At 70.9% G+C, this 23,559-nt stretch carries 24 protein-coding genes and 1 tRNA gene; 1 reads left to right on the forward strand and 24 read right to left on the reverse strand.

Features of this window, described 5'->3' with window-relative positions; all coding sequences use genetic code 11:
- Positions 1–211: 211 nt before the first annotated feature.
- The 21 genes from GNZ18_RS29125 to GNZ18_RS29225 all read right to left on the reverse strand — a co-directional run bounded on the left by GNZ18_RS29125 (position 212) and on the right by GNZ18_RS29225 (position 19,177).
- Entirely contained in the window at positions 212–1,270 is a 1,059-nt protein-coding gene (locus tag GNZ18_RS29125; protein ID WP_156219790.1) for an Rv1363c family protein, read from the reverse strand.
- On the reverse strand, positions 1,267–1,758 hold the full coding sequence (locus tag GNZ18_RS29130) for an Rv1363c family protein (protein ID WP_173390915.1): 492 nt from the start codon (positions 1,756–1,758) through the stop codon (positions 1,267–1,269). Before GNZ18_RS29130 ends, GNZ18_RS29125 begins: the two co-directional genes overlap by 4 nt.
- A 10-nt stretch (positions 1,759–1,768) precedes the next feature.
- Entirely contained in the window at positions 1,769–3,220 is a 1,452-nt protein-coding gene (locus GNZ18_RS29135) for an MCE family protein (protein WP_312874808.1), read from the reverse strand.
- Positions 3,217–4,542, reverse strand: a complete 1,326-nt coding sequence (locus GNZ18_RS29140) for an MCE family protein (RefSeq protein WP_156219791.1) — start codon at positions 4,540–4,542, stop codon at positions 3,217–3,219. The genes GNZ18_RS29135 and GNZ18_RS29140 overlap by 4 nt, the downstream gene beginning before the upstream one ends.
- A complete protein-coding gene (locus tag GNZ18_RS29145) occupies positions 4,539–5,828 on the reverse strand; it encodes an MCE family protein (protein WP_312874809.1) in 1,290 nt (429 codons plus the stop codon). The genes GNZ18_RS29140 and GNZ18_RS29145 overlap by 4 nt, the downstream gene beginning before the upstream one ends.
- A gap of 18 nt (positions 5,829–5,846) precedes the next feature.
- Positions 5,847–6,911 carry an MCE family protein gene (locus tag GNZ18_RS29150; RefSeq protein WP_156219792.1) on the reverse strand — a complete coding sequence of 355 codons (1,065 nt, stop codon included), beginning with the start codon at positions 6,909–6,911 and terminating at the stop codon, positions 5,847–5,849.
- A complete protein-coding gene (locus GNZ18_RS29155) occupies positions 6,912–7,943 on the reverse strand; it encodes an MCE family protein (RefSeq protein WP_214618221.1) in 1,032 nt (343 codons plus the stop codon).
- Entirely contained in the window at positions 7,940–9,250 is a 1,311-nt protein-coding gene (locus GNZ18_RS29160; RefSeq protein WP_156219793.1) for an MCE family protein, read from the reverse strand. Before GNZ18_RS29160 ends, GNZ18_RS29155 begins: the two co-directional genes overlap by 4 nt.
- A 7-nt stretch (positions 9,251–9,257) precedes the next feature.
- Positions 9,258–10,109, reverse strand: coding sequence for an MlaE family ABC transporter permease (locus GNZ18_RS29165; RefSeq protein WP_156219794.1), 852 nt, complete (start codon positions 10,107–10,109; stop codon positions 9,258–9,260).
- Between the two features lie 55 nt (positions 10,110–10,164).
- Entirely contained in the window at positions 10,165–11,031 is an 867-nt protein-coding gene (locus GNZ18_RS29170) for an MlaE family ABC transporter permease (protein ID WP_446678410.1), read from the reverse strand.
- Positions 11,031–12,098: an ABC transporter ATP-binding protein gene (locus GNZ18_RS29175; protein ID WP_312874810.1), complete on the reverse strand. Its 1,068-nt coding sequence runs from the start codon at positions 12,096–12,098 to the stop codon at positions 11,031–11,033. Before GNZ18_RS29175 ends, GNZ18_RS29170 begins: the two co-directional genes overlap by 1 nt.
- Before the next feature lie 360 nt (positions 12,099–12,458).
- Positions 12,459–12,851 (reverse strand): 50S ribosomal protein L7/L12, encoded by a 393-nt coding sequence (gene rplL / locus GNZ18_RS29180; protein WP_156219795.1) that lies wholly within the window; start codon positions 12,849–12,851, stop codon positions 12,459–12,461.
- 46 nt (positions 12,852–12,897) lie between these two features.
- Entirely contained in the window at positions 12,898–13,533 is a 636-nt protein-coding gene (rplJ, locus tag GNZ18_RS29185; RefSeq protein WP_156219796.1) for a 50S ribosomal protein L10, read from the reverse strand.
- A 300-nt stretch (positions 13,534–13,833) separates the two neighbouring features.
- Positions 13,834–14,718 (reverse strand): SCO4651 family lipoprotein, encoded by an 885-nt coding sequence (locus GNZ18_RS29190; protein WP_156219797.1) that lies wholly within the window; start codon positions 14,716–14,718, stop codon positions 13,834–13,836.
- Between the two features lie 117 nt (positions 14,719–14,835).
- Positions 14,836–15,696: an SCO4651 family lipoprotein gene (locus tag GNZ18_RS29195; protein WP_156219798.1), complete on the reverse strand. Its 861-nt coding sequence runs from the start codon at positions 15,694–15,696 to the stop codon at positions 14,836–14,838.
- A 149-nt stretch (positions 15,697–15,845) separates the two neighbouring features.
- Positions 15,846–16,181, reverse strand: a complete 336-nt coding sequence (locus tag GNZ18_RS29200; RefSeq protein ID WP_156219799.1) for a glycosyltransferase — start codon at positions 16,179–16,181, stop codon at positions 15,846–15,848.
- Positions 16,182–16,344: 163 nt separating this feature from the next.
- Positions 16,345–17,061 (reverse strand): 50S ribosomal protein L1, encoded by a 717-nt coding sequence (gene rplA, locus GNZ18_RS29205; RefSeq protein ID WP_156219800.1) that lies wholly within the window; start codon positions 17,059–17,061, stop codon positions 16,345–16,347.
- 69 nt (positions 17,062–17,130) lie between these two features.
- Positions 17,131–17,559: a 50S ribosomal protein L11 gene (gene rplK, locus GNZ18_RS29210; protein WP_156219801.1), complete on the reverse strand. Its 429-nt coding sequence runs from the start codon at positions 17,557–17,559 to the stop codon at positions 17,131–17,133.
- 191 nt (positions 17,560–17,750) lie between these two features.
- Positions 17,751–18,653: a transcription termination/antitermination protein NusG gene (nusG, locus tag GNZ18_RS43820; RefSeq protein WP_312874817.1), complete on the reverse strand. Its 903-nt coding sequence runs from the start codon at positions 18,651–18,653 to the stop codon at positions 17,751–17,753.
- A gap of 80 nt (positions 18,654–18,733) precedes the next feature.
- Positions 18,734–18,982: a preprotein translocase subunit SecE gene (gene secE / locus GNZ18_RS29220; protein ID WP_156219803.1), complete on the reverse strand. Its 249-nt coding sequence runs from the start codon at positions 18,980–18,982 to the stop codon at positions 18,734–18,736.
- 122 nt (positions 18,983–19,104) lie between these two features.
- Positions 19,105–19,177: transfer RNA gene (locus GNZ18_RS29225), tRNA-Trp, on the reverse strand.
- 250 nt (positions 19,178–19,427) lie between these two features.
- Here GNZ18_RS29225 and GNZ18_RS29230 point away from each other — a divergent pair.
- Complete coding sequence (locus GNZ18_RS29230) at positions 19,428–20,639, forward strand: pyridoxal phosphate-dependent aminotransferase (protein ID WP_156219804.1); 1,212 nt, start codon at positions 19,428–19,430, stop codon at positions 20,637–20,639.
- Between the two features lie 251 nt (positions 20,640–20,890).
- On the opposite strand, the gene GNZ18_RS29235 is transcribed toward GNZ18_RS29230, so the two are convergent.
- The 3 genes from GNZ18_RS29235 to GNZ18_RS29245 all read right to left on the reverse strand — a co-directional run bounded on the left by GNZ18_RS29235 (position 20,891) and on the right by GNZ18_RS29245 (position 23,321).
- The gene (locus GNZ18_RS29235) at positions 20,891–21,652 is read right to left on the reverse strand and encodes a hypothetical protein (RefSeq protein ID WP_156219805.1); all 762 of its coding nucleotides are present in this window, start codon (positions 21,650–21,652) and stop codon (positions 20,891–20,893) included.
- 3 nt (positions 21,653–21,655) lie between these two features.
- The gene (locus tag GNZ18_RS29240) at positions 21,656–22,165 is read right to left on the reverse strand and encodes a SigE family RNA polymerase sigma factor (RefSeq protein ID WP_214618215.1); all 510 of its coding nucleotides are present in this window, start codon (positions 22,163–22,165) and stop codon (positions 21,656–21,658) included.
- 76 nt (positions 22,166–22,241) lie between these two features.
- A complete protein-coding gene (locus GNZ18_RS29245; protein WP_156219806.1) occupies positions 22,242–23,321 on the reverse strand; it encodes a hypothetical protein in 1,080 nt (359 codons plus the stop codon).
- Positions 23,322–23,559: the final 238 nt, after the last annotated feature.

Genomic DNA, 23,559 nt, shown 5'->3' on the forward strand with positions numbered 1-23,559 from the left:
CCCCTCAGGGGCGTGTAGTCAAGAGCGGACTTGGACTTTTCGGGCTCTGACCTGCAGTGAGGAAGGCCATAGTTTAGGATCCGGTCGCCTACCCGTTGGTAAGCGCACGAAACGCCCCTGGCGGCGGGCGATAACGCACCGATCACCAGGTGCCGGACGGGCCCGTCGAGGCCGCTCGGAGCGGGTCTCGCGGGCGGGCCGCACGGGCTCGCTAGGAGATCACCGCGAGCTCCGAGGCGAGCCACTTCCCCCGCTCCTTGACCATGGTCAACCTGATCCGCAAGGGCTCGGGCAAGCGCTGCTGCTTGTCGGAGGCGGTCTGCGACGTCCGGTTGGCGTACACCAGCGCGACGACCCTGTCCGGGGACGCGCTCACGACGCCCGCCTTCATCACCGTCGTCGAGGAGACGGCCCGCTCGCGGGGCGCCAGCGTCTTCAGCGTCTCGGCGAGCTTCTCGAACTCGCCGCGCAGCCTGCCCGTGGTCATCGCCGCGCCGGCCTTCAGGTCGCTGTCCAGGCTCCGGTAGTCGTAGGACGACAGCGCCTGGGCCGCGCGGGACGCGGCGAACAGCCCCTGCCTGGACGCGGTCTCCGTCGCCTTCTGGTCGCGCACCTTGAGCGCGAGCATGGTCGTCGCGCCGCCCAGCGCGAGCACGAGGCCCACCAGCACGACGACCAGCGTCCCGCTCCGCAGCGCCCCGGAGCCCCGCCCCTCGGCGCGGACCCTGGGGACGCGGACACGCCTCCGCTTCGGCGCGCCCTCCTCGGCGCCGTCGCCGCCGGACTCGTCCAGGACGGTCCCGGTCTTCGCGGACTCGGTGGACCTGGTGGACCTGGTGGACCCGGTGGACCCGGTGGACTCGGCGACGCTCGCGAGAGTCGCTTCCTTCGAGGGCTCCCCGGCTTCGGCGGCGGTGGGCTTGCTCAGGTCGATCTTGGACGTCTCGGCGGAGGTCGCGGCCGCCGCGGAGGCGGCCTCCGGAGGGGCTGAGCCGTCCGCTGCGCCCTCGATGGGGGCGGCCGCGCCTTCGGGGGCCTCGCCGTCACCCGAAGGCGTCTCAGCGGATCTGGCGGCCTCGGGTTCGGCTTCCGCCTCCGGCTCGGCCTCGGCCTCGGCGGCGGCCGCCTCGGCGGCGATCTGGGCGAGCCGCGCCGCCTCCCTGGCCTTGGCGGCGGCCTCCTCGGCGAGCCGGGCGGCCTCGGCGGCCTCCTCGGCCTTCGTCGCCCGCTCGGCGGCCCTGCGGGCCTTGTCGGTCGTCTCGGCCGTCACGGGACCACCTCCAGTTCGGACACGAGCCAGCGGTCACCGTCTCGGGTGAGGTCCATCTGGTACCGGTAGGCGCGCGGCGCGCCCTGCTTCACCTTGGCGTTGGTGACGGTGCCGTTCAGGGAGACGATCACCTCGGCGGAGTCGCCGTCCATCGACACCACGGCGGCGTCGACCTCGCTGACGCTGGACTTGGCGCCGGTCTTGGCGAGCTGGTCCAGCAGCTGCTTCGCCTGGGTGCCGAGCTTGTTCCTGAGGTCGCCGGTGGTGCCGGCGACGATGCGGTCGACGTCGCGCTGCGCGGTCGTGTGGTCGAGCGTCATCAGGTTGACGCCCATCTGCCGTGCCGCCTGAAGGGCCTTCGCCCGCTGGTCGGCGTCGTCCTGCTTCCGCATGGAGACGACGCCGAGCCACGCGGACGCGACGACGAGCCCCACCACGAGGACGCTCAGCACGATCGTGGCCAGGGGGAGCCAGGGGGTGCGCCTCATCGGGCCGGCCTCACTGGCTCAACGGTCCGAGCAGGAGCCACTTCCACGACGCTTCCTCTCCCAACTGGCGGGTTCCGGCGCTCCGGGGCATCACGTACTGCTTGCCGTCGGGGCCGTAGACCGCCCCGGTCGATGGATCGTATCCAGCGAATTCGACTGTTTCCGCCGGGTACGAAAGGTAGAGATTGCCGTCCGCGAGCTGGCCGGTCGGCGCCTTCGTCGGCTGCTTTCCGTCCGGGCCCCCGGCCTGCGAGCCGTTGCCGTTCTTCCCGTCCGCGCCGCCTTCGGGGAATCCGGCGCCGCTGGTGGCGCCCGGGGGGACCCGCGGATAGGGCGCGACGGCCTCGCGCGGGAAGTTGCGGGCCCCGCGGACGGCGCTCGGCGAGTCGTGCGCGTCCTTGCACCCTGCGTCGAGCCTGGGGTCCTTCTTGGACGTGTCCTGCGGCCAGCGCTTCTTGACCTTCTCGTAGCCCTTGGTGCAGGGGGGCGGGGAGTCGATGTTGAGCGCGAGGCCGAGGTGCTGGGTGCCGTCGCCGGGGGTGACGGTGAACGCGCCCGCGAGCGTCACCGGATACAGGATGAACAGCGACCGGAGCCCCGCCTTGTGGGACGACACGATCTGCCCGGTCGTGGTGAGGTTCGCCAGCAGGACGGGCAGCGTCGGCGCGAGCTGGTCGATCGCCTTGTGCGTCTCGTCCACGGCGCCCGGGGCGTTCGTGATGGTCCGGCGCAGCGCCGGGTCGTCCTCGCGGAGCGAGGTCGTCAGCTCGTTGAGGTTGCGGGCGAACCCGCGGATGTTCGCGCCCTGGGACCGCTGCGTGCCGAGCACGGTCACGCTGTTGTCCAGCAGCCGCTTGGTGTCGGGGAAGGCCCGGTCGGCGGTCTTCAGCAGCCGGTCGGTGTCGTCCAGGATCGACTGGAGGTCGGACGCGGAACCGGTGAACGCCTTGTCCAGCTCGTCCACGATCGTCGCGAGGTCCCTGGTGTTCACCGACCCGACGAGCGCGTCGACGTTGCGCAGCAGCTCGGCGGTCGACACCGGCAGCCTGGTCAGCCTCCGGGGGATCGTGTACGCCTCGCCCTGGTCGAGGTAGGGCCCGTCCCTGCGGCTCGGCCGGAGGTCGATGTACTGCTCCCCCACCGCCGACCGGTTCGCCACGATCGCGGACGTCCCCTCGCGCGGGATCCGCTTGCCGCTCCCGCGTTCGAGCTTCAGCTTCACGCGGATCCCGTCGCGGGTCAGCTCGATCGGGCCGACGCGTCCGACGGGCACGCCCCGGTAGGTGACCTCCGCGCCGGTGAACACGCCGCCGGAGTCGGTGAGGTCGACGTAGGCGGTGTACTCCTTGCCGAGCGCGCCGCGTCCGATGCCGATGTAGTTCACCGACACGACGGCCACACCGATGACCGTGATGAGCGCGAAGGCGATGAGCTGGAGCTTGACGCCGGGTTTGAGGATCACGAGAGTCCCCCCGTCATCAGGTCCCGGAGGCCGCCGGGCGGCGCCATCGAGCGCGGCCTGCCCGACCCGCCCGACCCGCCCGGCGTCGCGGGCGTCCCGGACGGGCTCGGGGACGCGCCGCCTCCGGTCAGCCCCGGAAGGCTCGGAAGGGCCGGGAGAACGCCGCCCCCGCCTCCCCCGCCGCCCCCTTCGGGGGTCTGCGGCAGCACGCCCAGCGGGGCCTCCGGCAGCGTCACGTTCGGCACCTGGAGCATGTTCCGCATCTGCTGTCCGCTGCCGAGCAGCCCTTCGAGGTCGGTGCCGCCGAGCAGGTTCCGCGCGATCGACTCGAAGTCCAGGTCGAGGGTCAGCCGGACGTTGCCGTAGTCGCCCTCGACGACGTTGCCGAACGTCGCCGGGAACGGGAAGGTGATCAGCGCCTCCAGCGAGCGCGGCAGGTCGGACCCGGCCTTGTTGAGGTTGCGCAGGATCGTGTCGAGGTCGCGCAGGTTCGCGACCATGTCGGCCTGCGAGGCCCTGATCACGCCGGTCGTGGTGCGGCTCAGCCGGTCCAGCGCGACGAGCATCCTGGTGAGGTCGGCGCGGTTGCGGTCGAGGACGGTGATCGCCGGGCCGGTCCGGTCGATCGTGTCGGTGATCGTGCGGCGCTCGGCCGAGAGCCTGCCGGTGAGCCGCTCGATGCTGTCGAGCGCGCGGGTGATCGCGGCGCGGTTGCGGTCGAGGGTGCCGGTGAAGGTGTTGACCCGGTCGAGCACCGACCTGATCGTCGGCTCGCGGCCGCCCATCACGGCCTGCAACTCGTGGCTGATCGTGGCGACCTGTTCGAGGCCGCCGCCGTTCAGCAGCAGCGACATCGCCGACAGCACCTCCTCGATCTCGGTGCCGTGGGACGTGCGGCCGAGCGGGATCAGGTCGCCCGAGCCGAGCTCCCCGGTGGGAGGCTGCCCGGTGGGCGGCGCGAGCGCCACGTACTTCTCGCCGAGCAGGCTGGTCTGCCCGATCGTCGCGGTGGCGTTGTCGGGGAGCCGGACGTCCCGCCGCAGCTTGACGGTGACGACGGCGTGCCAGCCCGCGTCGCCGCCCGCGAGGTCGATCTTCTCGACCTTGCCGACCGAGACGTCGTTGACCTTGACGACCGACTGCGGGACGAGGTCCAGCACGTTCGTGAACTCGATCTTCACCGTCCGCGGGTTCGAGCCGAGGTCGGGGCCGCCGGGCAGCGGGATGGAGTCCACGCCGCCGAACGAGCAGCCCGACAGCGCGGCCACGCCCGCGAGGGCGGCCGACAGGAGCAGCCGCGCGCGGCGCCGGGCGGGGCTCATCGGCCGCCTCCCGGGAGCAGCGAGGTGATCGGCTGCGGCTGGTGCGGGTTGCGCACCGGCCGGCCGGTGGTCCCCGGGCCCTTGCCGCCCGGCTCGCCCTGACCGCCCGACTTGCCCTGGCCGCCGGGGCCGTAGGCGTCCGGCGGGATCGGCACCGGGTCGTAGTGCGTGGTCAGCGCGGTGATCCAGGACAGGTCCAGGCTGAAGTTCGTGAGCGCCTTGCCGATCGGGTTGAGGGGCCGCAGGAAGCTCAGGCACTGCTTGGCGGGCGTCCCGACCGAGTAGGCCAGCGAGCACAGCCAGTCGGCCAGGTCGTGGAACTGGCGCAGGTCGGCGCGGTCGTGGATGGTGCCGCTGATCGGGTCGTAGGCGCGGGCCAGGTTGTTGATCGCCAGCGGACCGGCCTCCAGCACCTCCGCCAGCGCGTCCTTCTCCTTGACGAGCACGCCCGTCACCTGCGCGAGCTGCCGGACGTTCACGGCCAGCTCGCCCCGGTTGTCCTTGATGAACCGCTGGATGTCGCGCAGCGTCGGCGCGAGCGTGTTGAGCGCGGCGCTCAGCTCCTCCTTCTCCCCCGCGAGCTGCCCCGACACCCCGTTCAGATGGCCGGTGAACGACTTGATCTGCTGGTCGTTCGCCTTCATCGCGTCGGTGATGACCCGCAGGTTCTGGATCGTCTTGGCGACGTCGCCGCGGTCGGCGCTGAGCGTGCTCAGCATCTTGGACGTGTCGCCGATCGTCTGCCGGATGTCGGCGCCCTGCCCGTCCAGGTTGTCGGCGCCGACCTTCAGCAGCCGCGACAGCGCGCCCGTGCCGTCCTCGCCCGGGGCGTTGGCGCCCTTCGGGCCCAGCGCCTGGCTGAGGTCGTTCAGGCTGCCGCCGATCTCGTCGACCTCGACGGGCACCTGGGTGCGCCCGACCGTCAGCGTCGCCTTGTCCGGAAGGACAGGCCCGCCCCTGTAGACCGGCGTCAGCTGGACGTAGCGGTCGGCGACGAGCGTCTGGTTCACGATGGCGGCGTGTGCGTCGGCCGGGACCTTGTACTTGGCGTCGTAGCGCAGCTCGACGCGGACCGAGTCGCCGACCGGCGTCACCCTGGTCACCTCGCCGACCGGGATCCCGAGGATGCGCACGTCGGCGCCCTTGTAGAGGCCGACCGTCCGGCTGAAGTAGGCCGTCATGTGCCGCTGCCGCTTCTCCGGGAACGCCAGCGTGAGCAGCGCGGCCAGCACGGCGAGCGCGAGGATCGCGCCGCCGAGCCGGAGGATGGTCGCTGAGTTACGCACGGGGAACCTGCCTGCCGCTCACGGGAGGAAGGGCAACGGGCTGTCGTTGCCGGGCCGACTGCCTTGCCGTGGTCCGCCTTGCCGTGGTCCGCCCTTCTTCTGCCCGCCGCCGCCCGAGGGGAGCTCCAGGGACGCGGGGATGGGGATGAGGTTCTGGATGTAGGAGTCGAACCAGCGGCCGGTGCCGGTGACGTCCGCGAACTGGCGGGCGAACGGCGCGAACAGCTGGAGGATCCGGTCGAGGTTGTCCTGGTTGCGCAGCAGAATCGCGTTGGTCTTGCGCAGGTTGTCGAGCATCGGGCGCAACTGCGCCTCGTTCTCCTTGATCAGGGCGTTCACCTGCTGCGACAGCGTCACGGTGTTGACGAGAAGCTGGTGGATGACCGCGCGCCTGGCCTGGACGGCCTGGAGCACCTTGTCGCCGTCCTGGATCAGCTTGGCGAAGTCCTTGTTCCGGTCGGCGAGGAGCTGCGAGACGTCCCTGGCCTTGCCGGTCAGCTCGTGGAGCTGGTCGTCGCGGGAGGCGACCGTGTTCGACAGCCGCCGCAGCCCGCGCAGCGAGGCCCGGATCTCCTCGGGCGAGTTCTGGAAGGTCTGCGCGAGCACGTCGAACGACCGCGCGACCTCCTTCTCGTCGATCTTCTGGAACTTCTTCGTCAGCTCGCTGATCGCCGGGACGACCTCGAAGGGGACGTGCGTCCGCTCGATCGGGATGTGGCGGCCGAGCGCGCCCTTCCCGCGCGGGGTCAGCGCCAGGTAGTGCGCGCCGAGCACCGTCTTGATCTTGATGTCGGCGCCGGTGCGGTCGCCGAGCCGCACGCCGTCGTCCACCCGGAAGGTGACCCTCACGTGGTCGCCGTCGAGTTCGAGGCCGGTGACCTTGCCGACCTTGACGCCCGCGACGCGGACCTCCTCGTCGGACTTCAGCCCGGCCGCCTCCTTGAAGTCGGCGGTGTGGGTCGTGCCGCCGGACAGGAACGGGATGCCGTCGAGGTTCAGCGCGACCGCCAGCGCGACGATGATGACCGCGAACCCGGCGAGGCCGATGGGTACCGGGTTGCGCTCCCGGAACGGGACCCTCATCTACTTGCACCTCGCGTTCTCGTTCACGAGCGCCGGGGTCTGGATGGCCGGTCCGCCCGGCAGCCGCACCCTCGCGTCGAAACCGCAGATGTACATGTTGAACCAGGAGCCGTAGGAGGAGATGTTCACGAGCTTCTGGAGCCGGCCCGGGGTCCGCTGGAAGCCCTGGTCGAGCGCGCCGCTGTTCGCGTTGAGCGTCCCGGTGAGCTGCCGCAGGCCCGCGATGTCGTCCTTCAGGTCGGGCCGGACGTCCTTCAGCAGCCCCTGCGTGGTGCCGGTCAGGTCGTTGATCGCCGCGACCGAGTCGAAGATCGCCTGCCGGTCGTCCGACACCCCGCCGACGAAGCCGCGCAGGTCGGTGATCAGCTGGTTGATCTCGTCGTGCCGCTCGTTGATCGTGCCGAGCACCGCGTTCAGGTTGTCGATGACCTTCCCGATGACCTGGTCGCGGTCCGCGAGGGTGTTGGTGAGCGAGGCGACGTGCGCGAGCAGGCTGTTGACCGTCCCGCCCTCGCCCTGGAGGGTCTGGACGATCTGGAACGCGAGCTTGTTCACATCGTCCGGTTCCAGCGCCTTGAACAGCGGGCGGAACCCGTTGAACAGCGTCGTCAGATCGAGCGCGGGCGCGGTCTGGCCGACCGGGATCGTCCCGCCGGGGCGCAGGTAGTCGTTGGAGCGGCCCGCCCCGTCGGTCAGCGCGACGTAGCGCTGCCCCATCAGGTTCCGGTACCGGATCTGGACCTTCGTGGACGCGGGCAGCCCCGCCTGGAACACCCCGCCCTTCCTGACGCTGAACGTCACCTCGGCCTGGTTCCCGCGGTGGAGCCGGATCTTCTCGACCTGCCCGACCCGGACGCCCGCGACCCGCACGTCGTCCTTGGGCAGCAGCCCCGCCACATCGGTGAAGATCGCCTTATAGCCGCGCGTCGCGCCGAAGTGCACGTTGGCGATCGTCATCGCCAGCACGCCGGTCGCGAGCGAGGTGAGGACCACGAAGATCCCCAGCTTGATCGCGGCGCTCGTCGTCCTCACCGGACCGTCACCACCGATCCGCGCAGCAGCGGCGCCATCATGAGCTGCGACAGGTCCGACAGCCGGTCGGACGGGGTGCGCGTCATCGGCGCCACGATGCTCTTGACCCGCTCCTTCTCGCTCATCGACCCGGGATCGACGAACACGTTCGACACGGCGCGGCCGCGGTTCCCCGGGGTGCCTCCGCCGTTCGGGTCATCGGGGTTCTTCCACCACAGGTCGTCCTGCGTGCCGTCCAGCGCGAGGTAGTCGGGGAAGGGGACCTTCGGGTTCGGCAGGCCGTAGCAGCGCGGGTTCCGCTGGTCCTTGGCCTCCGGCTTGTCCAGCGGGTAGGTGTAGGCGGGGCGCGGCTTGACGATCTCGATCGTCAGGTTGAAGGTCTTGGAGCCGTTCGCGCCCGCCGCCCGCTCGGCCTCGCCCTTCAGCTTCATCATCCCGGCGAGCACGCACGGCAGCGACGGCGAGTACCGGGCGACCACGCCGAGCGCGTCCCGGTTCGCGATGTTGAACCCGATGATCTTCGGGCCGTTCCGCCGCATGAACGCGTCGCCGTCGTTCGCCAGGCTCGTCACCGCGGGGATCAGGCCCTCGATCGTCGCCTTCTTGTCGGTGATGGTCGTGCTGGTCACGTTGAGGTTGCGCAGGGTCTGGAGCAGGTCGGGCGCCGCGGCGGTGTAGATGTCGGACACGTCCGAGAGCGCGTTCAGGTCGTGCACCAGCGTGCCCAGCTCCGGGTTGACCTTCCGCAGCAGCGCGTCGGCCTGCTCGATGTCGCGGCCGATCTGGTCGCCGCGCCCCTGGAGCGCGGTGGCGAGCGCGTTCAGCGTCGAGTTGAGCTGCTTGGGCTTCACGGCCTGCAGGAGCGGGAGCAGGTCGTCGAGCACCTTGTTGACCTCGACGGCGGCCTGCGAGCGGTCCTGCTGGATCACCTGCCCCTTGCGCAGGCCGAGCGCGCCCGCGTGCTCGGGGATCTCCAGGTCGACGTACTTCTCGCCGAACAGCGTCTTCGGCAGCAGCCGCGCCTGGACGTTGTTCGGGATCAGCCGGGCCTTGTCCGGGTCGAGCGCCAGGTGCAGCCGGGCGCCGTCGTCGGTCGCCTCCGTGCCGCGCACCTCGCCGACGATCAGCCCGCGCACCTTCACGTCCGAGCGCGGCAGCAGTTGCAGCCCGGCCCGCTCGGCCGCGACGTCCACCCTGGTCACCGGGGTCAGCGCCTTGTTGAACAGCGCGACCGTCAGCGCCAGCAGCAGCGCCACCGCGACCAGCATCGCCAGGCCGAGCAGCCGGTACCGGATCCGTTCGCCCATCACCCGCTCACCCCGCGATCCGCACGGACGTGGAGGCGCCCCAGATCGCCATCCCCAGCATCAGGTCGACCACGTTGATCACGACGATGCTGGTGCGGACGGCGCGGCCGACCGCGATGCCGACCCCCGCCGGGCCGCCGCTCGCGTGGTAGCCGTAGTAGCAGTGGATCAGCATGACCAGCACCGCGAAGACGATCACCTTGCCGAACGACCAGAGGATGTCGTTCGGCGGCAGGAACAGGTGGAAGTAGTGGTCGTAGGTGCCCGTCGACTGCCCGTAGAACAGCGTCACGATCAGCCGTGTCGCGCCGTAGGAGGCGAGCAGCCCGACGATGTACAGCGGCACCACCGCGATCATCCCGGCGATCATCCGGGTGGTGACGAGGAACGGCATCGAGGGGACGGCCATGACCTCCAGCGCGTCGATCTCGTCGGAGATCCGCATCGCGCCGAGCTGCGCGGTGAACCCGCAGCCGACCGTCGCCGACAGCGCCAGCGCCGACACCAGCGGCGCGATCTCCCGCGTGTTGAAGTAGGACGCGACGAACCCGGTGAAGGCGGCCGTGCCGATCTGGTTCAGCGACTCATACCCCTGGAGGCCGACCTGGCTGCCGGTGAAGAACGTCATGAACCCGACGATCACCACCGAACCGCCGATCACCGCGAGCCCGCCGGTGCCGAGGCTGACCTCCGCGAGCAGCCGCAGGACCTCCGTCCGGTAGCGGCGCAGCACCCGGAACGTCCACGCGAACGCGCGCAGGTAGAACCAGAGCTGCCGCCCGAAGTCCTCAAGCCGCTGCATCGGGACGCCCAGCCACCGGAAGAACGTGCGGCGCGCGCCGCTCGACGTCGCGCTCATGGCCGCACCCCCGGCCGCGCCCCGCGCAGCGCCCCTCGCGGCGCCCCGGTCCCCATCACATGCCCTTCGACGGGACGAACTGGAAGTACAGGGTGGAGATCAGGAAGTTCTCCAGGAACAGCAGCATGAACGTGATGACGACGGTCTGGTTGACCGCGTCGCCCACGCCCTTCGGCCCGCCCTTGGCGTTCAGCCCCTTGTAGGCGGCGACCAGCCCGGCGGTGATCCCGAACACGAACGCCTTCAGCTCGGCCTGGAGCAGGTCGGGGAGCTGCGCGATCGCGTTGAAGGAGGCGAGGTAGGCGCCGGGCGTCCCGTCCTGGAGCATGACGTTGAAGAAGTAGCCGCCCATCAGCCCGACCACCGACACCAGGCCGTTGAGGAAGACCGCGACGAACGCGCAGGCGAGCATCCGCGGCACGACCAGCCGGTGCAGCGGGTTGATGCCGAGCACCTCCATCGCGTCGATCTCCTCGCGGATCTTCCGGGAGCCGATGTCGGCGCACATCGCCGAGCCCGCGGCGCCCGCGACCAGCAGCGAGGTCACCAGCGGGCTCGCCTCCCGCACGATCGCCACGACCGCGGTCGCGCCGGTGTAGGACTGCGCGCCCAGCTGCCGGATCAGCCCGCCGACCTGCAACGACAGCACGCCGCCGAACGGGATCGCGACCAGCATCGTCGGGATGACGGTGACGCTGACGATGAACCACGCCTGCTCGATGAACTCCCGCCACTGGAACGGCCACCTGAACATCGCGCGGAAGGTGTCCAGGCACAGCGCGAAGAACCGGCCCGGCTCCTTGATCGCGATGTTGGCCGCGCCGTCGGTGATCCGGCGGAAGGCGCCGAGGGCTCCGCCGGAGGACGCGCCGTCCGCCTCGTCGCCGCCGCGCCGGTCCGCGTCGATGCCGGGTGCGGCCATCAGCGCCCCGCACCCGGCGCGGACGGCCCGGGACGCGGGTCGCCCGCGAAGCCGCCGTCGGCCGCGGCGGCGGCGCCCGGGGCCATCGAGGCGACGTAGCGCGGCCACTCCTCCACCCAGTCGCGGCCGAGGTCGTCGACGAACGAGCCCGCCGGGGGCGTGACGCCGTGCGCCGCGCACCACGCGCCCGGGGCGTGCTGGCCCGGGCGGATGCGGCCGTCGCTGGTCATGAGCTGCGGCGGGATCGGCGGCAGCCGTCCGGGGTCGCGGCCGAGCGCCGCCTCGGCCTCCAGCTCCGAGACGTCCTTCTCCTCCGACATGCCGATCGGCCCGACCGTGCGGGCGTTGAGGAACTGCCGGACGACCGGCTCCTCGCTGGACAGCAGCATCTCGCGCGGCCCGAACATCACCAGCTCGCGCAGGAACAGCAGGCCGATGTTGTCGGGGACGGTGCGGGCGGTGTTGATGTCGTGGGTGACGATCAGGAACGTCGCGCCGATCTCGGCGTTGAGGTCGACCATCGTCTGGTTCAGCAGCGCGGTGCGGACCGGGTCCAGGCCGGAGTCCGGCTCGTCCACCAGCAGGATCTCGGGGTCCAGGACGAGGGCGCGGGCCAGCCCGGCGCGCTTCTTCATGCCGCCGGAGATCTCGCCGGGCAGCTTCCGCTCGGCGCCGACGAGGCCGACCAGCTCCAGCTTCTCCATGACGATCTGCCGAACCTGCGACTCGGACTTCTTCGTGTGCTCGCGCAGGGGGAACGCGACGTTGTCGTAGAGGTTCATCGAGCCGAACAGCGCGCCGTCCTGGAAGAGCACGCCGAACAGCTTGCGGGTCTCATACAGCTTGGACTCGGGCAGGCGCGGCAGGTCGCGGTCGCCGATCCAGATGTGGCCGCGATCGGGCTTGAGCAGGCCGACCAGCGACTTCAGGAACACCGACTTGCCGGTTCCGGACGGGCCGAGCAGCACGGAGATCTCTCCGGCCGGGACGGTCAGCGACACGTCCTGCCAGATGGTCTGACGGCCGAAGGACTTCGTCAGGCCCTCGACCCTGATCTCGACACCCACTCGTCACCTTTCGTCCAGGCCGGGGGGCTCCCGAACCACTGAGCGAGTAGCACGCGGGCCGTGACACCTCGTGTCCACCCTGTTGCTACCGTCCGGTAGCCGTGACGGGTGCCACTACCGTAGCGGCCCTTCGCGCAAATGGAAGGGGTTCAGTACCAGATCAGCGGCAAAATGCGACGTTGTAAGACAATCGTTACTTACGGCACTGTGGGGGACGATGTGGCCTGCTGGGGCCACCGCGTCAGACGGGACGTTACGCCGCGCACCCGGATCCACACAACCCGTTCGGGCGGACGCGACGAGGCGGCCGCCCCACCGGGTGGGACGACCGCCTCGTCGAAGAGAAGCGCGCGGGCCGTGCTACTTGACGGTCACCGAGGCGCCGGCCTTCTCCAGGGCCTCCTTGGCCTTGTCGGCCGTCTCCTTGTTGACCTTCTCCAGCAGGGCCTTCGGCGCGCCGTCGACCAGGTCCTTGGCCTCCTTGAGGCCGAGGCTCGTCAGCGCGCGGACCTCCTTGATGACCTGGATCTTCTTGTCGCCGGCACCTTCGAGGATGACGTCGAACTCGTCCTGGACGGCGGCCTCCTCGCCACCACCGGCACCACCGGCGGCGGGGGCGGCGGCCACGGCCGCGACCGGGGCGGCGGCCTTGACGTCGAACGCCTCCTCGAACTCCTTCAGGAAGGCGGACAGCTCAAGAAGGGTCATCTCCTTGAAGACGTCGAGCAGTTCGTCGTTGCTGAGCTTCGCCATGATGTTTCCTCCGCTATGGCTTCAGGGTTTAGGGGAACCGCGGGTGCTACTCGGCGGCGGGCGCGTCGGCCGGAGCCTCGGCGGCCGTGTCGGCCGGAGCGTCGGCCGGTGTGTCGGCCGGAGCGTCGACCGCCGCGTCGGCGGGTGCCTCGGCGGTCTCGCCGGCGGCCTCGCGCTTGACGCGCAGGGCCTCGGCCAGCTGCGCGGCCTTGGTCGGCAGGGCGTTGAACAGCGCGGCCGCGTTGCTCATGTTCGCCTTCATCGCGCCGGCCAGCTTCGCGAGGATGACCTCGCGAGACTCAAGGTCCGCGAGCTTGGCGACCTCGGAGGCGTCCATCGACTGACCGTCGATGAAGCCGCCCTTGATCACCAGCAGCGGGTTGGCCTTGGCGAAGTCACGCAGGCCCTTGGCGGCCTCGACCACGTCGCCCTTGACGAACGCGATCGCCGAGGGGCCGTCGAGCAGTTCGCTGAACCGCTCGTCGACACCGGCCTCGCCCGCGGCGCGCCTGGTCAGCGTGTTCTTCACCACGGCGAACCTCGCGTTGTCGCCGAGGTTGCCGCGCAGCTCCTTGAGCTGCGCCACCGTGAGCCCGCGGTACTCGGTCAGCACGGCGCCGCTGGAGTTCTCGAACTCGGACTTGAGCTCGGCGATCGCCGCTGCCTTCTCGGCCTTGGCCATGGGGCCTCCTTCCGATTACCTGGGGAAGCCGCCGGGGCTGAAAAGCTCCAGAAAAACAGGAACGCCCCGGCGTAGGCGCACGGGGCGTGACACGACACGGAGGTCATGTGAAGCTCTCGTCTCACCTACGCGGGCCGCCCGAATCTCTTCGGGTCCTTCGGTCGCCTCGTGGGAGGCGACGACCGGCGGTCTTCGGCAGACAACAGAATACGCGTTCGCCGTCCCCGGGCCAAATCAGGAGGGCCGCGCCGTTCCCGGCGCGGCCCCGTCACCCTTGGCAGGCGATCCCAGATCAGGCGATCAGGTCCCGGTCGGGGGCTGCAACCCGTTGCCGAGCCGCCCGAGCATCGCGCCGAAGTCGCTGGTCTCACTCGCGGGCGGCGCGGTGATCTGCACCGGCTTCCCGTAGTCGCGGAACGTCATCGTCATCGTCATCTTGCCTTCGGCCGTCTGACCCGACCCCATCGCCATCTTGCGGGGGAGCTGCCGGTCGTCCACCCACAGGTCGAAGGACATCGCGTCCATGCCGAGCTTGCCCATGGCCTGGCGCTTGCGCCGCTGCTCCTCGGCCGGGAGCTTGGCGAGCGCGTCCTCCAGCCGGTAGGTGCCGGTGTAGTGCGTCGTCCGGACGCCGTCCACCGTCTCCTTGCCGACCTCCCGGACGTCCTTGGACGCGGTGAGCATCTTGGTGCTCTCCACCGGGTCCATCTGCCGCGACTGCTCCATGAGCTGGTCGAGGTTCATGCCCGACTTCTTGCCCAGCTCGTCCAGCGAGATCTTGAGCCAGGGCTTGGCCGCGTTGCCGCCGAGCTGCGACAGCATCGGCATCTTGATGTACATGGTGCGGCCCACCAGCACCTGCTCCATGCCGGGCATCGACCGGCCCGCGACCGTCATCCGGTCGAACCGCATGCCGAACGCCAGGTCGGGCTTCAGGCGGTACTGCACGCTGCCCGTCATCGACGTGTCGCCCGCCGCGGTGCCCTCCACCTTCATGGACAGGTCCGCCTTGAACGAGTCGGTCTGCCCCGTCTTCTGCGCGGTCCTGTGCAGGACCTGCGCGGCGGTCAGCTTGATGTTCTTGCCGGCCTCGTCCACCTTCGTACCGGAGTCGCCGAGACAGCCGGTGAGCGAGAGGGCGAGGCCGGCGGCCACCGCCGTCCCCACGGTGAAGCGACGGATCATCTGGGGGGTCTCCTTCGTCTGGTCTGAGTGCCCGAGCGCTCCGGCCGGACGTCAAGTAGGACGCAGAGGAGACTAGCGGGGTTCGTTTTGTCCGCGCTGCCGCTTTTCTAACCGTGGCTAGTTGCCCCCGAGGAGCGACCCGAGCGAGAGTTCGCCCACCTGGTCCGAGGGCGGCGGGTTCACGCCGAACGACTTGCCGTAGTCGCTGTAGAGCACGGTCACCGTGCCGTTCTCGGCCTGGGACCCCGTGACCCTCGACTCCAGCTTGCGCGGCAGGTTCTGGCCGTCCGTCCACAGGTCGAAGCTGATCTTGCCATCGCCATCGGCCTTCGGCAGCCACTTCTGGACGTTCTGGCGCGCCTGCGCGTCCAGCCGGTTCAGCGCGTCCTGCACGGTCACCGTGCCCCTGTAGTGCGTGGTCTTCACCCCGTCGATCGTCTCGGTGCCGACGCGCGAGGCGTCCTTGGAGCCGGTGAACATCTTGGTCTGCTCGGCCGGGTCCACCTGCTGGACCTGGTTGAGCAGGTCCCCGAGGTTGAGCCCGCCGCGCTGCGCGAGCTTGTTCGCGTCGACCTTCACCCACGACTTGCCGCCGCTGACGAACTGCGCCACCTGCGGGACCTTCGCGTACAGGACGTTGTCGGTGTAGATCGCCTGGCCCTTGACGCCCGGGACGTCCCGCCCGCCGAGGCTGAACTCGTCCAGCTTCGCGGTGAACTTCAGCGTCGGACGCAGCCGGAACTGGCCGTTGGCGTGGACCTGCCCACCGTTCGTCCCGGTGCTCTTCACGGTGAGGTCGGCCTTGAACGTGTCGGCCTGCCCGGTCTTCTCGGACGATTTCAGCAGCGCCTCGTTGGCGCTGAGCTTCATGTTCTCCGTCGAACCGTTCCCCGATCCGTTGTCCCCGTTGCATCCGGACAGCACGAGCGCCGCGCCCACCGCGGTACCACCGGCCGCCACCACGATTCGTCGGTTCATGGGGGTTGTGCCTCCTTCGTCGCCTTCAGCTGACCCCAGTCTCGTCGCGGGCCCCCAGCGCTACATCCCCCGGTGGTACGAATGGACGCCGATCCGCTACGACCAATGGCGTACCCCCACTCGCCACCCCCTGGCGGCCGGGGCAGAGGTCAGCACGCGCCGGTCGCCGCGGCGGCGGCCAGCCGGGCCTCGATCACGTCGGCGGCCCTGGGGGCGCCGCCCGCGTCGCGGACGGCTTCGCGCAGTCGGCCCGGGGTCGCCTCGACCAGGGCGGGGCTCCGGCCCAGCCCGAGTTCGACGAGGCGGTCGGCGGTGGTCCGCCGCTCCGGCGTGCGGGGCACCGCCACCATCGGGGCTGGCTGCGGGACGTGCCGGTGCGCCTCGACGTTGGCCGGAAGCGGGCCGGGACCGGCCGGGTCGACGTCGCGGCCGGCCGACAGCACGACGTGGTAGGGCTCGCCGGCGAACGCCTCGACGCATGTCAACGCTTGATTCGATCAAACAGACACTTGATTGGATGCGCGCCGCTGCCCTGGCGACGTTGGGCTCCACCGCCGCGTTCCTGCTGCCCAGGGCCGCACGCCCATGAAAAAACGGCAGGGCGCCCCCGGATTCCCGGGGACGCCCTGCCGGTGGTCTCGCTTGGGCTCAGCCCTCTTCGAGCTCGGACGCGAGGTTGCGGACCGCGTTCGGGTCGAGCGGGATGCTCGGGCCCATCGAGGTCGTCAGCGCCGCCTTCTTCACGTAGCGGCCCTTGGCGGCCGACGGCTTGAGACGCTGGATCTCCTCGACCGCCGCCGCGTAGTTCTCCACGAGCTGGCGCTCGGCGAAGGACGCCTTACCGATCACGAAGTGCAGGTTCGCGTGCCGGTCGACCCGGAACTCGATCTTGCCGCCCTTGATGTCGGACACGGCCTTCGCCACGTCCATCGTGACCGTGCCGGTCTTCGGGTTCGGCATCAGGCCGCGCGGGCCGAGGACGCGGCCCAGCCGGCCGACCTTGCCCATCTGGTCGGGCGTAGCGACGACCGCGTCGAACTCCAGGAAGCCGCCCTGGATCCGCTCGATCATCTCGTCCGATCCGACGAGGTCGGCACCGGCCTCGCGGGCCTCCTCCGCCTTCGCGCCGCCGGCGAAGACCAGCACGCGGGCGGTCTTGCCGGTGCCGTGCGGCAGGATGACGGTGCCGCGCACCATCTGGTCGGCCTTGCGCGGGTCGACGCCGAGCCGCAGCGCGACCTCGACGGTCGGGTCGAACTTGACGGCGACGGTCTCCTTGGCCAGCTTCACGGCCTCGACCGGGCTGTAGAGCCGGTCACGGTCGATCTTCTCGGCGGCGGCGCGGTAGCCCTTGCTGCGCTTCATCTTCCGATTCCTCCAATGGAAACGTTGTGGTGCGGGCCAGCGCCGGCCCTTCCACGGTGGTGCCCCTTGTTACTTGACCTCGATGCCCATCGAGCGGGCGGTGCCGGCGACGATCTTCTCGGCGGCGTCGAGGTCGTTGGCGTTCAGGTCGGGCATCTTGGTCGTGGCGATCTCGCGGATCTGGTCGCGGGTCACCGAGCCGACCTTGGTCTTGTGCGGCTCGCCGCTGCCCTTCTCGACACCGGCGGCCTTCAGGATGAGCTGCGCGGCCGGCGGGGTCTTGGTGACGAAGCTGAACGAGCGGTCCTCGTAGATGGTGATCTCTACGGGGATGACGTTGCCGCGCTGGGACTCCGTGGCAGCGTTGTACTGCTTGCAGAAGTCCATGATGTTGACGCCGTGCGGGCCGAGCGCGGTACCGACGGGCGGCGCCGGGGTGGCCTGGCCGGCCTGGAGCTGCACCTTGACCAGCGCGGCTATCTTCTTCTTCGGAGGCATGTGAACCCCTTTGTCCCATTTATCGGTGGTTCCGACTCCCGGACACCCGGGCGACACGGCGGCTGGGACGAATCCGCCGTGTAGGAACCGTTGAAGTCTCGTGCGTCCCGCGAGCGCGGGATCTCAAGACCGGGCCGGCCCCGCGCGGCGGGGCGACCCGTCAAGGCTACGCGGTGCGCGGAGCGCTCCGGTCAGATCTTGGAGACCTGGTTGAACGACAGCTCGACCGGCGTCTCGCGACCGAAGATCGAAACCAGCACCTTCAGTTTCTGCTGCTCGGCGTTGATCTCGTTCACGGTCGCGGGGAGCGTGGCGAACGGGCCGTCCATGACGGTGACGGACTCGCCGACCTCGAAGTCGACGGTCGCGGCGACCTTGGCCTGCTCCTTGGTCTTGACGACGCCCTCCTCCGGCTCGGGGGCGAGCAGGTTGGCGACCTCGTCCAGGCTCAGCGGGGACGGCTTGTTCAGCAGGCCGACGAAGCCGGTCACGCCGGGCGTGTTGCGGACGGCGGCCCACGACTCGTCGGTCAGCTCCATCCGGACGAGGATGTAGCCCGGCAGCACCTTCTCGTTGACCTTCTGGCGCTTGCCGCCCTTGATCTCGGTCACCTCGTGCTGGGGGACCTCGATCTGGAAGATGAAGTCCTCCATGTTGAGGGTCTGGGTGCGGGTCTCGATGTTGGTCTTGACCCGGTTCTCATAGCCCGCGTAGGAGTGCACGACGTACCAGTCGCCCGGCTGGAGGCGGAGCTGCATCTTGAAGTCGGCGTAGGGGTCGGCCGGCGGACCGGCGGGCTCCTCTTCCTCCTCCTCGGCGGCCTCTTCCCCGGCTGCCCCGGCGTCTTCCCCGGCCGCGGCCTCGGCGTCGGCGCCCTCGACCGCCTCGGCGAGGTCGGCCGCGCCCTCGGCGGCCTCGGCGGGCGGCTCGTCCTCGCCCTCGGTCTTCGTGTCAGCGGGCTCGGCCTCGCCGGCGGCGACGGCAGCCTCGGCCGTCTCGTCGGCGGGCTCGGCCGCCTGGTCGGCCGCAGCAGCCGCAGCGGACTGGGCCTCTTCAACGGCCTCGTCGTAGGGCTGTGAGGACTCGGACACGATGACTCTTTCTCTCGTTCGGTATGCGGTGATGTAACTGGCGACGGGTGCGGCGGCGACCGACCCGGCGAAAAGCCTGGGGATCAGGCGAAGATCTGGTAGATCAGCTTCTGGAGGCCCCAGTCGGCGCCGGAGACGATGCCGACCATGACCAGCACGAACACGAGCGAGACCGTCGTGTAGGTGATGAGCTCCCGGCGCGTGGGCCAGATGACCTTGCGCAGTTCGGCGATGACCTGGCGCACGAAGAGGGGAGGCGTGGTCCGCTTGTGCGCGGCCCTGCCCTTGCCTTCGTCCTTCTCCGCGGCCTCGCCGCGCGTCTCAGTCGCCATAGCCGCCGTTCACCTCATAGGTCGTGGTCCAACCACCCTGGTGGTTGTCGCGCGTGCCCGTGCCACGGGGTGCCACGGCGACCGCCGCAGCGCGGACGGCGCGGTGCGCGCACCGCACCTCGCAGGGCAGGAGGGACTCGAACCCCCAACCGCCGGTTTTGGAGACCGGAGCTCTACCAATTGAGCCACTGCCCTTCATTCTCCGGATGGAGAACCCCGGCCACGGAACCGGGCCGTGCCCCGCCTTCAGTCTAGAACCTGCCGCCTCCGTGTGCGGACAGCCTCATATACCGACGACGCGTCACTTGGAGGGTGAGTCTACGTCCCACGGGCCCCCGCGTCGAACCAGAGCGCCGGAGATCATCGGGGCGGTGCGCGGGCGGCCCGTCCGACCGGCGCGGATATATGTCTCGGGTGAGGCGGCGGCGTCTGTAACGATAGGGACATGAGCATCGACCGTCCTCGCATCTCCAAGCGCATCGCCGCGATATCCGAATCCGCCACGCTGGCCGTCGACGCCAAGGCCAAGGCGTTGAAGGCGGCGGGCCGCCCGGTCATCGGGTTCGGCGCGGGCGAGCCCGACTTCCCGACCCCCGACTACATCGTGGAGGCGGCGGTGGCGGCGTGCCGGGTGCCGCGCTTCCACAAGTACACGCCCGCCGGCGGGCTGCCCGAGCTGCGCGCGGCCATCGCCGACAAGACCGCCCGCGACTCCGGCTACCAGGTCGAGGCCGGGCAGGTGCTGGTCACCAACGGCGGCAAGCAGGCGGTGTACGAGGCGTTCGCGGCGCTGCTCGACCCGGGCGACGAGGTGATCGTCCCGACCCCGTACTGGACGACCTACCCCGAGTCGATCAAGCTGGCGGGCGGCGTGCCCGTGGACGTGGTCGCCGACGAGACGACCGGCTACAAGGTGAGCGTCGAGCAGCTTGAGGCCGCCCGCACCGAGCGGACGAAGGTCCTGCTGTTCGTCTCGCCGTCCAACCCGACCGGCGCGGTCTACACCCGCGACGAGGTCGAGGCGATCGGCCGCTGGGCCGACGAGCACGGCCTGTGGGTCGTCACCGACGAGATCTACGAGCACCTGGTGTACGGCGGCGCCGAGTTCCACTCGCTCCCGGTCGTGGTGCCGGAGCTGGCCGACCGGACGCTCGTCCTGAACGGCGTGGCGAAGACGTACGCGATGACGGGCTGGCGGGTGGGCTGGCTGGTCGGCCCGGCGGACGTGGTGAAGGCCGCCGCGAACCTCCAGTCGCACGCGACGTCCAACGTGGCGAACGTGTCGCAGGCGGCGGCGCTGGCGGCGGTGACCGGCGACCTGTCGGCGGCGGCCGAGATGCGCAAGGCCTTCGACCGGCGCCGCCAGACGATCGTGCGGATGCTGAACGAGATCCCCGGCGTGGTGTGCCCCGAGCCGGAGGGCGCGTTCTACGCCTACCCCTCGGTCAAGGCGCTGATCGGCAAGGAGATCCGGGGGAAGCGCCCGCGGACGTCGGTGGAGCTGGCCTCGCTGATCCTGGAGGAGGCGGAGGTCGCGATCGTGCCGGGTGAGGCGTTCGGGACGCCGGGCTACTTCCGGCTGTCCTACGCGCTGGGCGACGACGACCTCGTCGAGGGCGTGTCGCGGGTCGGCAAGCTGCTGTCCGAGGCGGTCTGAGCCGCTCGGCGGCGCATGGAGAGGCGACCGGAGAGGCGACCGGCCCCGGAGGCACCCCTGCCCCGGGGCCGGTCGCATTCGGGACGGGGCACACCAGGGTCCCGTCCGTGGTCGGTGGAGTCCGTGGCCGGAGTTCGTGGCCGGTGGAGAGGGTCACTTCGGCGGGGCGTCCCGTGGCGGCCCCTCTCCGCCGTGGGACGCCCCGCCGGAGCGGGGATTCGCCTCGGGTGTCCCTCCCTTCCAGAGCCGTTCTAGGGACGGACCCCCTCGGCGATTCGCATCAACTGCCCTTCCGCGGACCCGCCCGCCCGCACGATCACGCCCACGCCGGGGCGGGCCAGCCAGGACACCTGCCGCCCGGCCCGTCCGGAGCCGGGGACGTCGCTCGTGAGCGCGGGCGTCCCGTCCACGGAGGTGTGGCCGGGGACGCCGCGCACCGGGGCGAGGTCCCCGATGCCGAACCCCGTCCCCCGCACGATGGCGACCTCGACCCAGCCGCTGGGCCCGTGCCATGCGCAGGTGGTGGTCCGGCGCCCGTCCTCGCCTGTGCTCGCACACGGCTCGGACGGGGTGAGCCCGTCCGGCAGGAACGTCACCCAGTCGGGTAGACCCCGGACGGGAGGCGGCCCCGGCTTGGCCGGACGCCCCTCGGACCCGCCCCCGGATGGATGAGCGCCCGGCGAGCCGTGCGTGGGGCCCGCCCCGGGCTTCCCCTTCGCCGGTGAAGGTGCGGGGGCACCCGGGGCGGGCGGCTCCTCCGGTCGCTGGAGCACCGAGACGCCGGTGGACGGCCGACCGCTCTCGGGCGCTCCGGCGGGCGTGGCCGTGAACGAGTGGTAGGTGGGCACGAAGGCGACGGCGGCGACGGACGCGGCGGCGACGCCCATGCCCACCCGGATCCGGGTGACCCGGCGCCGGTGGCGGCGCCGCACGTCGGCGACGAGCGAGGGCGGCGCGGTCGCGGTCGCGACCTGCTCGGCCATCGCCTTCCGTAGTTCGCTCTCCAGGTCCATCGCTCAGCTCCCCAACGGCGCCAGGTGAGTGCCGAGGCGCTCCCGGAGCCTGGCGAGGCCCCGGGACGCCTGGCTCTTGACCGTCCCGACGGAACAGCCGAGAGCCTGCGCGGTCTCCGCCTCCGAGAGGTCCTCCCAGAAGCGCAGGACGAGCACGGCGCGTTGCCGCGGCCCGAGCTTGCGCAGTTCGTTCATGAGCGTCCCCCGTAGCTCCACGGCGTGGTCGGACGAGGCGGCCGGGGTGTCGGGCAGCCTCGCCATCTGGATCTCCCGCAGCACCTTCCAGCGCCGGGACCGGCTGATCACGAGATTGACCAGGATCCGGCGGACGTAGGGCTCGGGATCGGTGTCGGCGTCCAGCCTTCCCCAGTGCCGGTACGCCTTCTCCAGCGCGGTCTGGAGCATGTCCTCGGCGTCCTGGTGGGCGCCGCACAGCAGCGACGCGGTTCGCAGCAGCGCGTTGCCGCGGTCCGTCACGAACTCCACGAACGACCTGTCGTCTCGACGCGCCACTGTGCTCCGTCCGGCTGAGAGCGGATACGCCTGCCGAGGACGGGCGGCTCCCGCGCCGGAGCCGCCCGTCCGCGTCCTACTTGGCCTGCCGCAGCGCGGCGGCCACGTCCCGGAGGTCACCGGCGATGACGGGGCTGCCGTCGACGAACAGCGAGTAGCCGTTCGGGTCGAAGACCAGCACGCCCCCGCCCGCGGGCCCCTGCCAGCCGGCGAAGCCGCCGACGGTCACCGGGCTACCGCCGGTGGCGGGGAGCGCGAGCGCCTTGCGCAGCTCAGTCTGCGGCATGCCCGCCGGGGTCTTCAGGGTTTCGACGGTGAGCCACTGCCCGGCCTTGCCCGTCCACTTCTGGGTGACGCCGCAGATCTTCTTGGCCTTCAGCGCCTTGGAGCCGGGGGTGGTGGAGGTGTAGGTGAGGCCCTTGGTCAGCATGACGGCCTTCTCCACCGGGCCGCCGACCTTCACCGCGGGCGGCAGCTTGGAGCAGTCGAGCCCCTTGGCGCCGGGCAGGGCGGGGACGGCCGGAACGCCGGGCTTGGCCGGGAGGGGCACGGCCGGCGCGTGCGGGGCGGTGCCCTTGGGCAGCGTCCGCTTGGCGTCCGGGAGGCAGGTGGGCGGCTTGCCCTTGCCGGGGAGAGTCGCCTTGCCGGGGAGGTGCTGCCCACCCGGGACGTTCACCTTCCCGCCGGGCACGGATGGCAGCTTCTTCTGTGTGTCACCGGGGGCGATGCCGTGCGTGCCGGGCTTCGGGAGGGAGCCGTCGGGCAGCTTCGCACCGGGCACCTTCGCGTCCGGGAGCTTCGCGTCCGGAAGCTTCGTGCCGCCGGGGACCTTCCCGTCGGGCAGCTTGGTGTCGGGGAGCTTGGGGTCGGGCAGCTTCGCGCCGCCGGGGACCCGCGCGTCCGGGAGCCCGGCGCCGGGCAGCTTCGCGCCCGGGACGTTCGGGACGCCGGGGGTGCCCGGCTTGGCCGGGAGGCACGTCGGGGCGGCGGGGGCGGGCGCGATCTTCTTCAGGTCGTGCGCCGCCGTGGTCCTGGAGCTCTCGGACTGGAGGCCCGCGTCCTGGTGCGAACCGGTCATCGCCCACGTCGCGCCGCCGCCCACCGAGATGGCGCCGACCGCGGACGCCGCGATCAGGGCGGCCTTCAGCGTGATCATCCTGTATCCCTCTCTGCCCGTCTGTCTCTTGCACCCCTCGTATACGCGCGACCCCGGAGCGGGGTTGCACGCGATTCCAAAGTTTTTTCGGGCATGTCCTGGGGACTGCGTCCACCCGTGCGACCGTCCCGGTCGCCGGGCCGGTCCGGGCCACTCCGCGCCGCCGCGCGCATGGCCGCCGCGTGTCATTGCGGATAGTCCGGTCAGGTGGTCCTGCCGGGGCGGACGCCGAGGAGGC

This window comes from Actinomadura litoris, assembly GCF_009733595.1.
Lineage (GTDB): Bacteria > Actinomycetota > Actinomycetes > Streptosporangiales > Streptosporangiaceae > Spirillospora > Spirillospora litoris.

Excerpts from the sequence above, each read along its gene's own strand:
- GNZ18_RS29245 (WP_156219806.1), bottom strand. The coding sequence starts at position 23,321 with ATGATCACGCTGAAGGCCGCCCTGATCGCGGCGTCCGCGGTCGGCGCC.
- rplA (WP_156219800.1), bottom strand. The coding sequence starts at position 17,061 with ATGAAGCGCAGCAAGGGCTACCGCGCCGCCGCCGAGAAGATCGACCGT.
- GNZ18_RS29150 (WP_156219792.1), bottom strand. The coding sequence starts at position 6,911 with ATGAGGGTCCCGTTCCGGGAGCGCAACCCGGTACCCATCGGCCTCGCC.
- GNZ18_RS29195 (WP_156219798.1), bottom strand. The coding sequence starts at position 15,696 with ATGAACCGACGAATCGTGGTGGCGGCCGGTGGTACCGCGGTGGGCGCG.
- GNZ18_RS29190 (WP_156219797.1), bottom strand. The coding sequence starts at position 14,718 with ATGATCCGTCGCTTCACCGTGGGGACGGCGGTGGCCGCCGGCCTCGCC.
- secE (WP_156219803.1), bottom strand. The coding sequence starts at position 18,982 with ATGGCGACTGAGACGCGCGGCGAGGCCGCGGAGAAGGACGAAGGCAAG.
- rplL (WP_156219795.1), bottom strand. The coding sequence starts at position 12,851 with ATGGCGAAGCTCAGCAACGACGAACTGCTCGACGTCTTCAAGGAGATG.
- GNZ18_RS29130 (WP_173390915.1), bottom strand. The coding sequence starts at position 1,758 with ATGAGGCGCACCCCCTGGCTCCCCCTGGCCACGATCGTGCTGAGCGTC.
- GNZ18_RS29230 (WP_156219804.1), top strand. The coding sequence starts at position 19,428 with ATGAGCATCGACCGTCCTCGCATCTCCAAGCGCATCGCCGCGATATCC.
- rplK (WP_156219801.1), bottom strand. The coding sequence starts at position 17,559 with ATGCCTCCGAAGAAGAAGATAGCCGCGCTGGTCAAGGTGCAGCTCCAG.
- GNZ18_RS29170 (WP_446678410.1), bottom strand. The coding sequence starts at position 11,031 with ATGGCCGCACCCGGCATCGACGCGGACCGGCGCGGCGGCGACGAGGCG.
- GNZ18_RS29140 (WP_156219791.1), bottom strand. The coding sequence starts at position 4,542 with ATGAGCCCCGCCCGGCGCCGCGCGCGGCTGCTCCTGTCGGCCGCCCTC.
- GNZ18_RS29165 (WP_156219794.1), bottom strand. The coding sequence starts at position 10,109 with ATGAGCGCGACGTCGAGCGGCGCGCGCCGCACGTTCTTCCGGTGGCTG.
- rplJ (WP_156219796.1), bottom strand. The coding sequence starts at position 13,533 with ATGGCCAAGGCCGAGAAGGCAGCGGCGATCGCCGAGCTCAAGTCCGAG.
- GNZ18_RS29160 (WP_156219793.1), bottom strand. The coding sequence starts at position 9,250 with ATGGGCGAACGGATCCGGTACCGGCTGCTCGGCCTGGCGATGCTGGTC.
- GNZ18_RS29235 (WP_156219805.1), bottom strand. The coding sequence starts at position 21,652 with ATGGACCTGGAGAGCGAACTACGGAAGGCGATGGCCGAGCAGGTCGCG.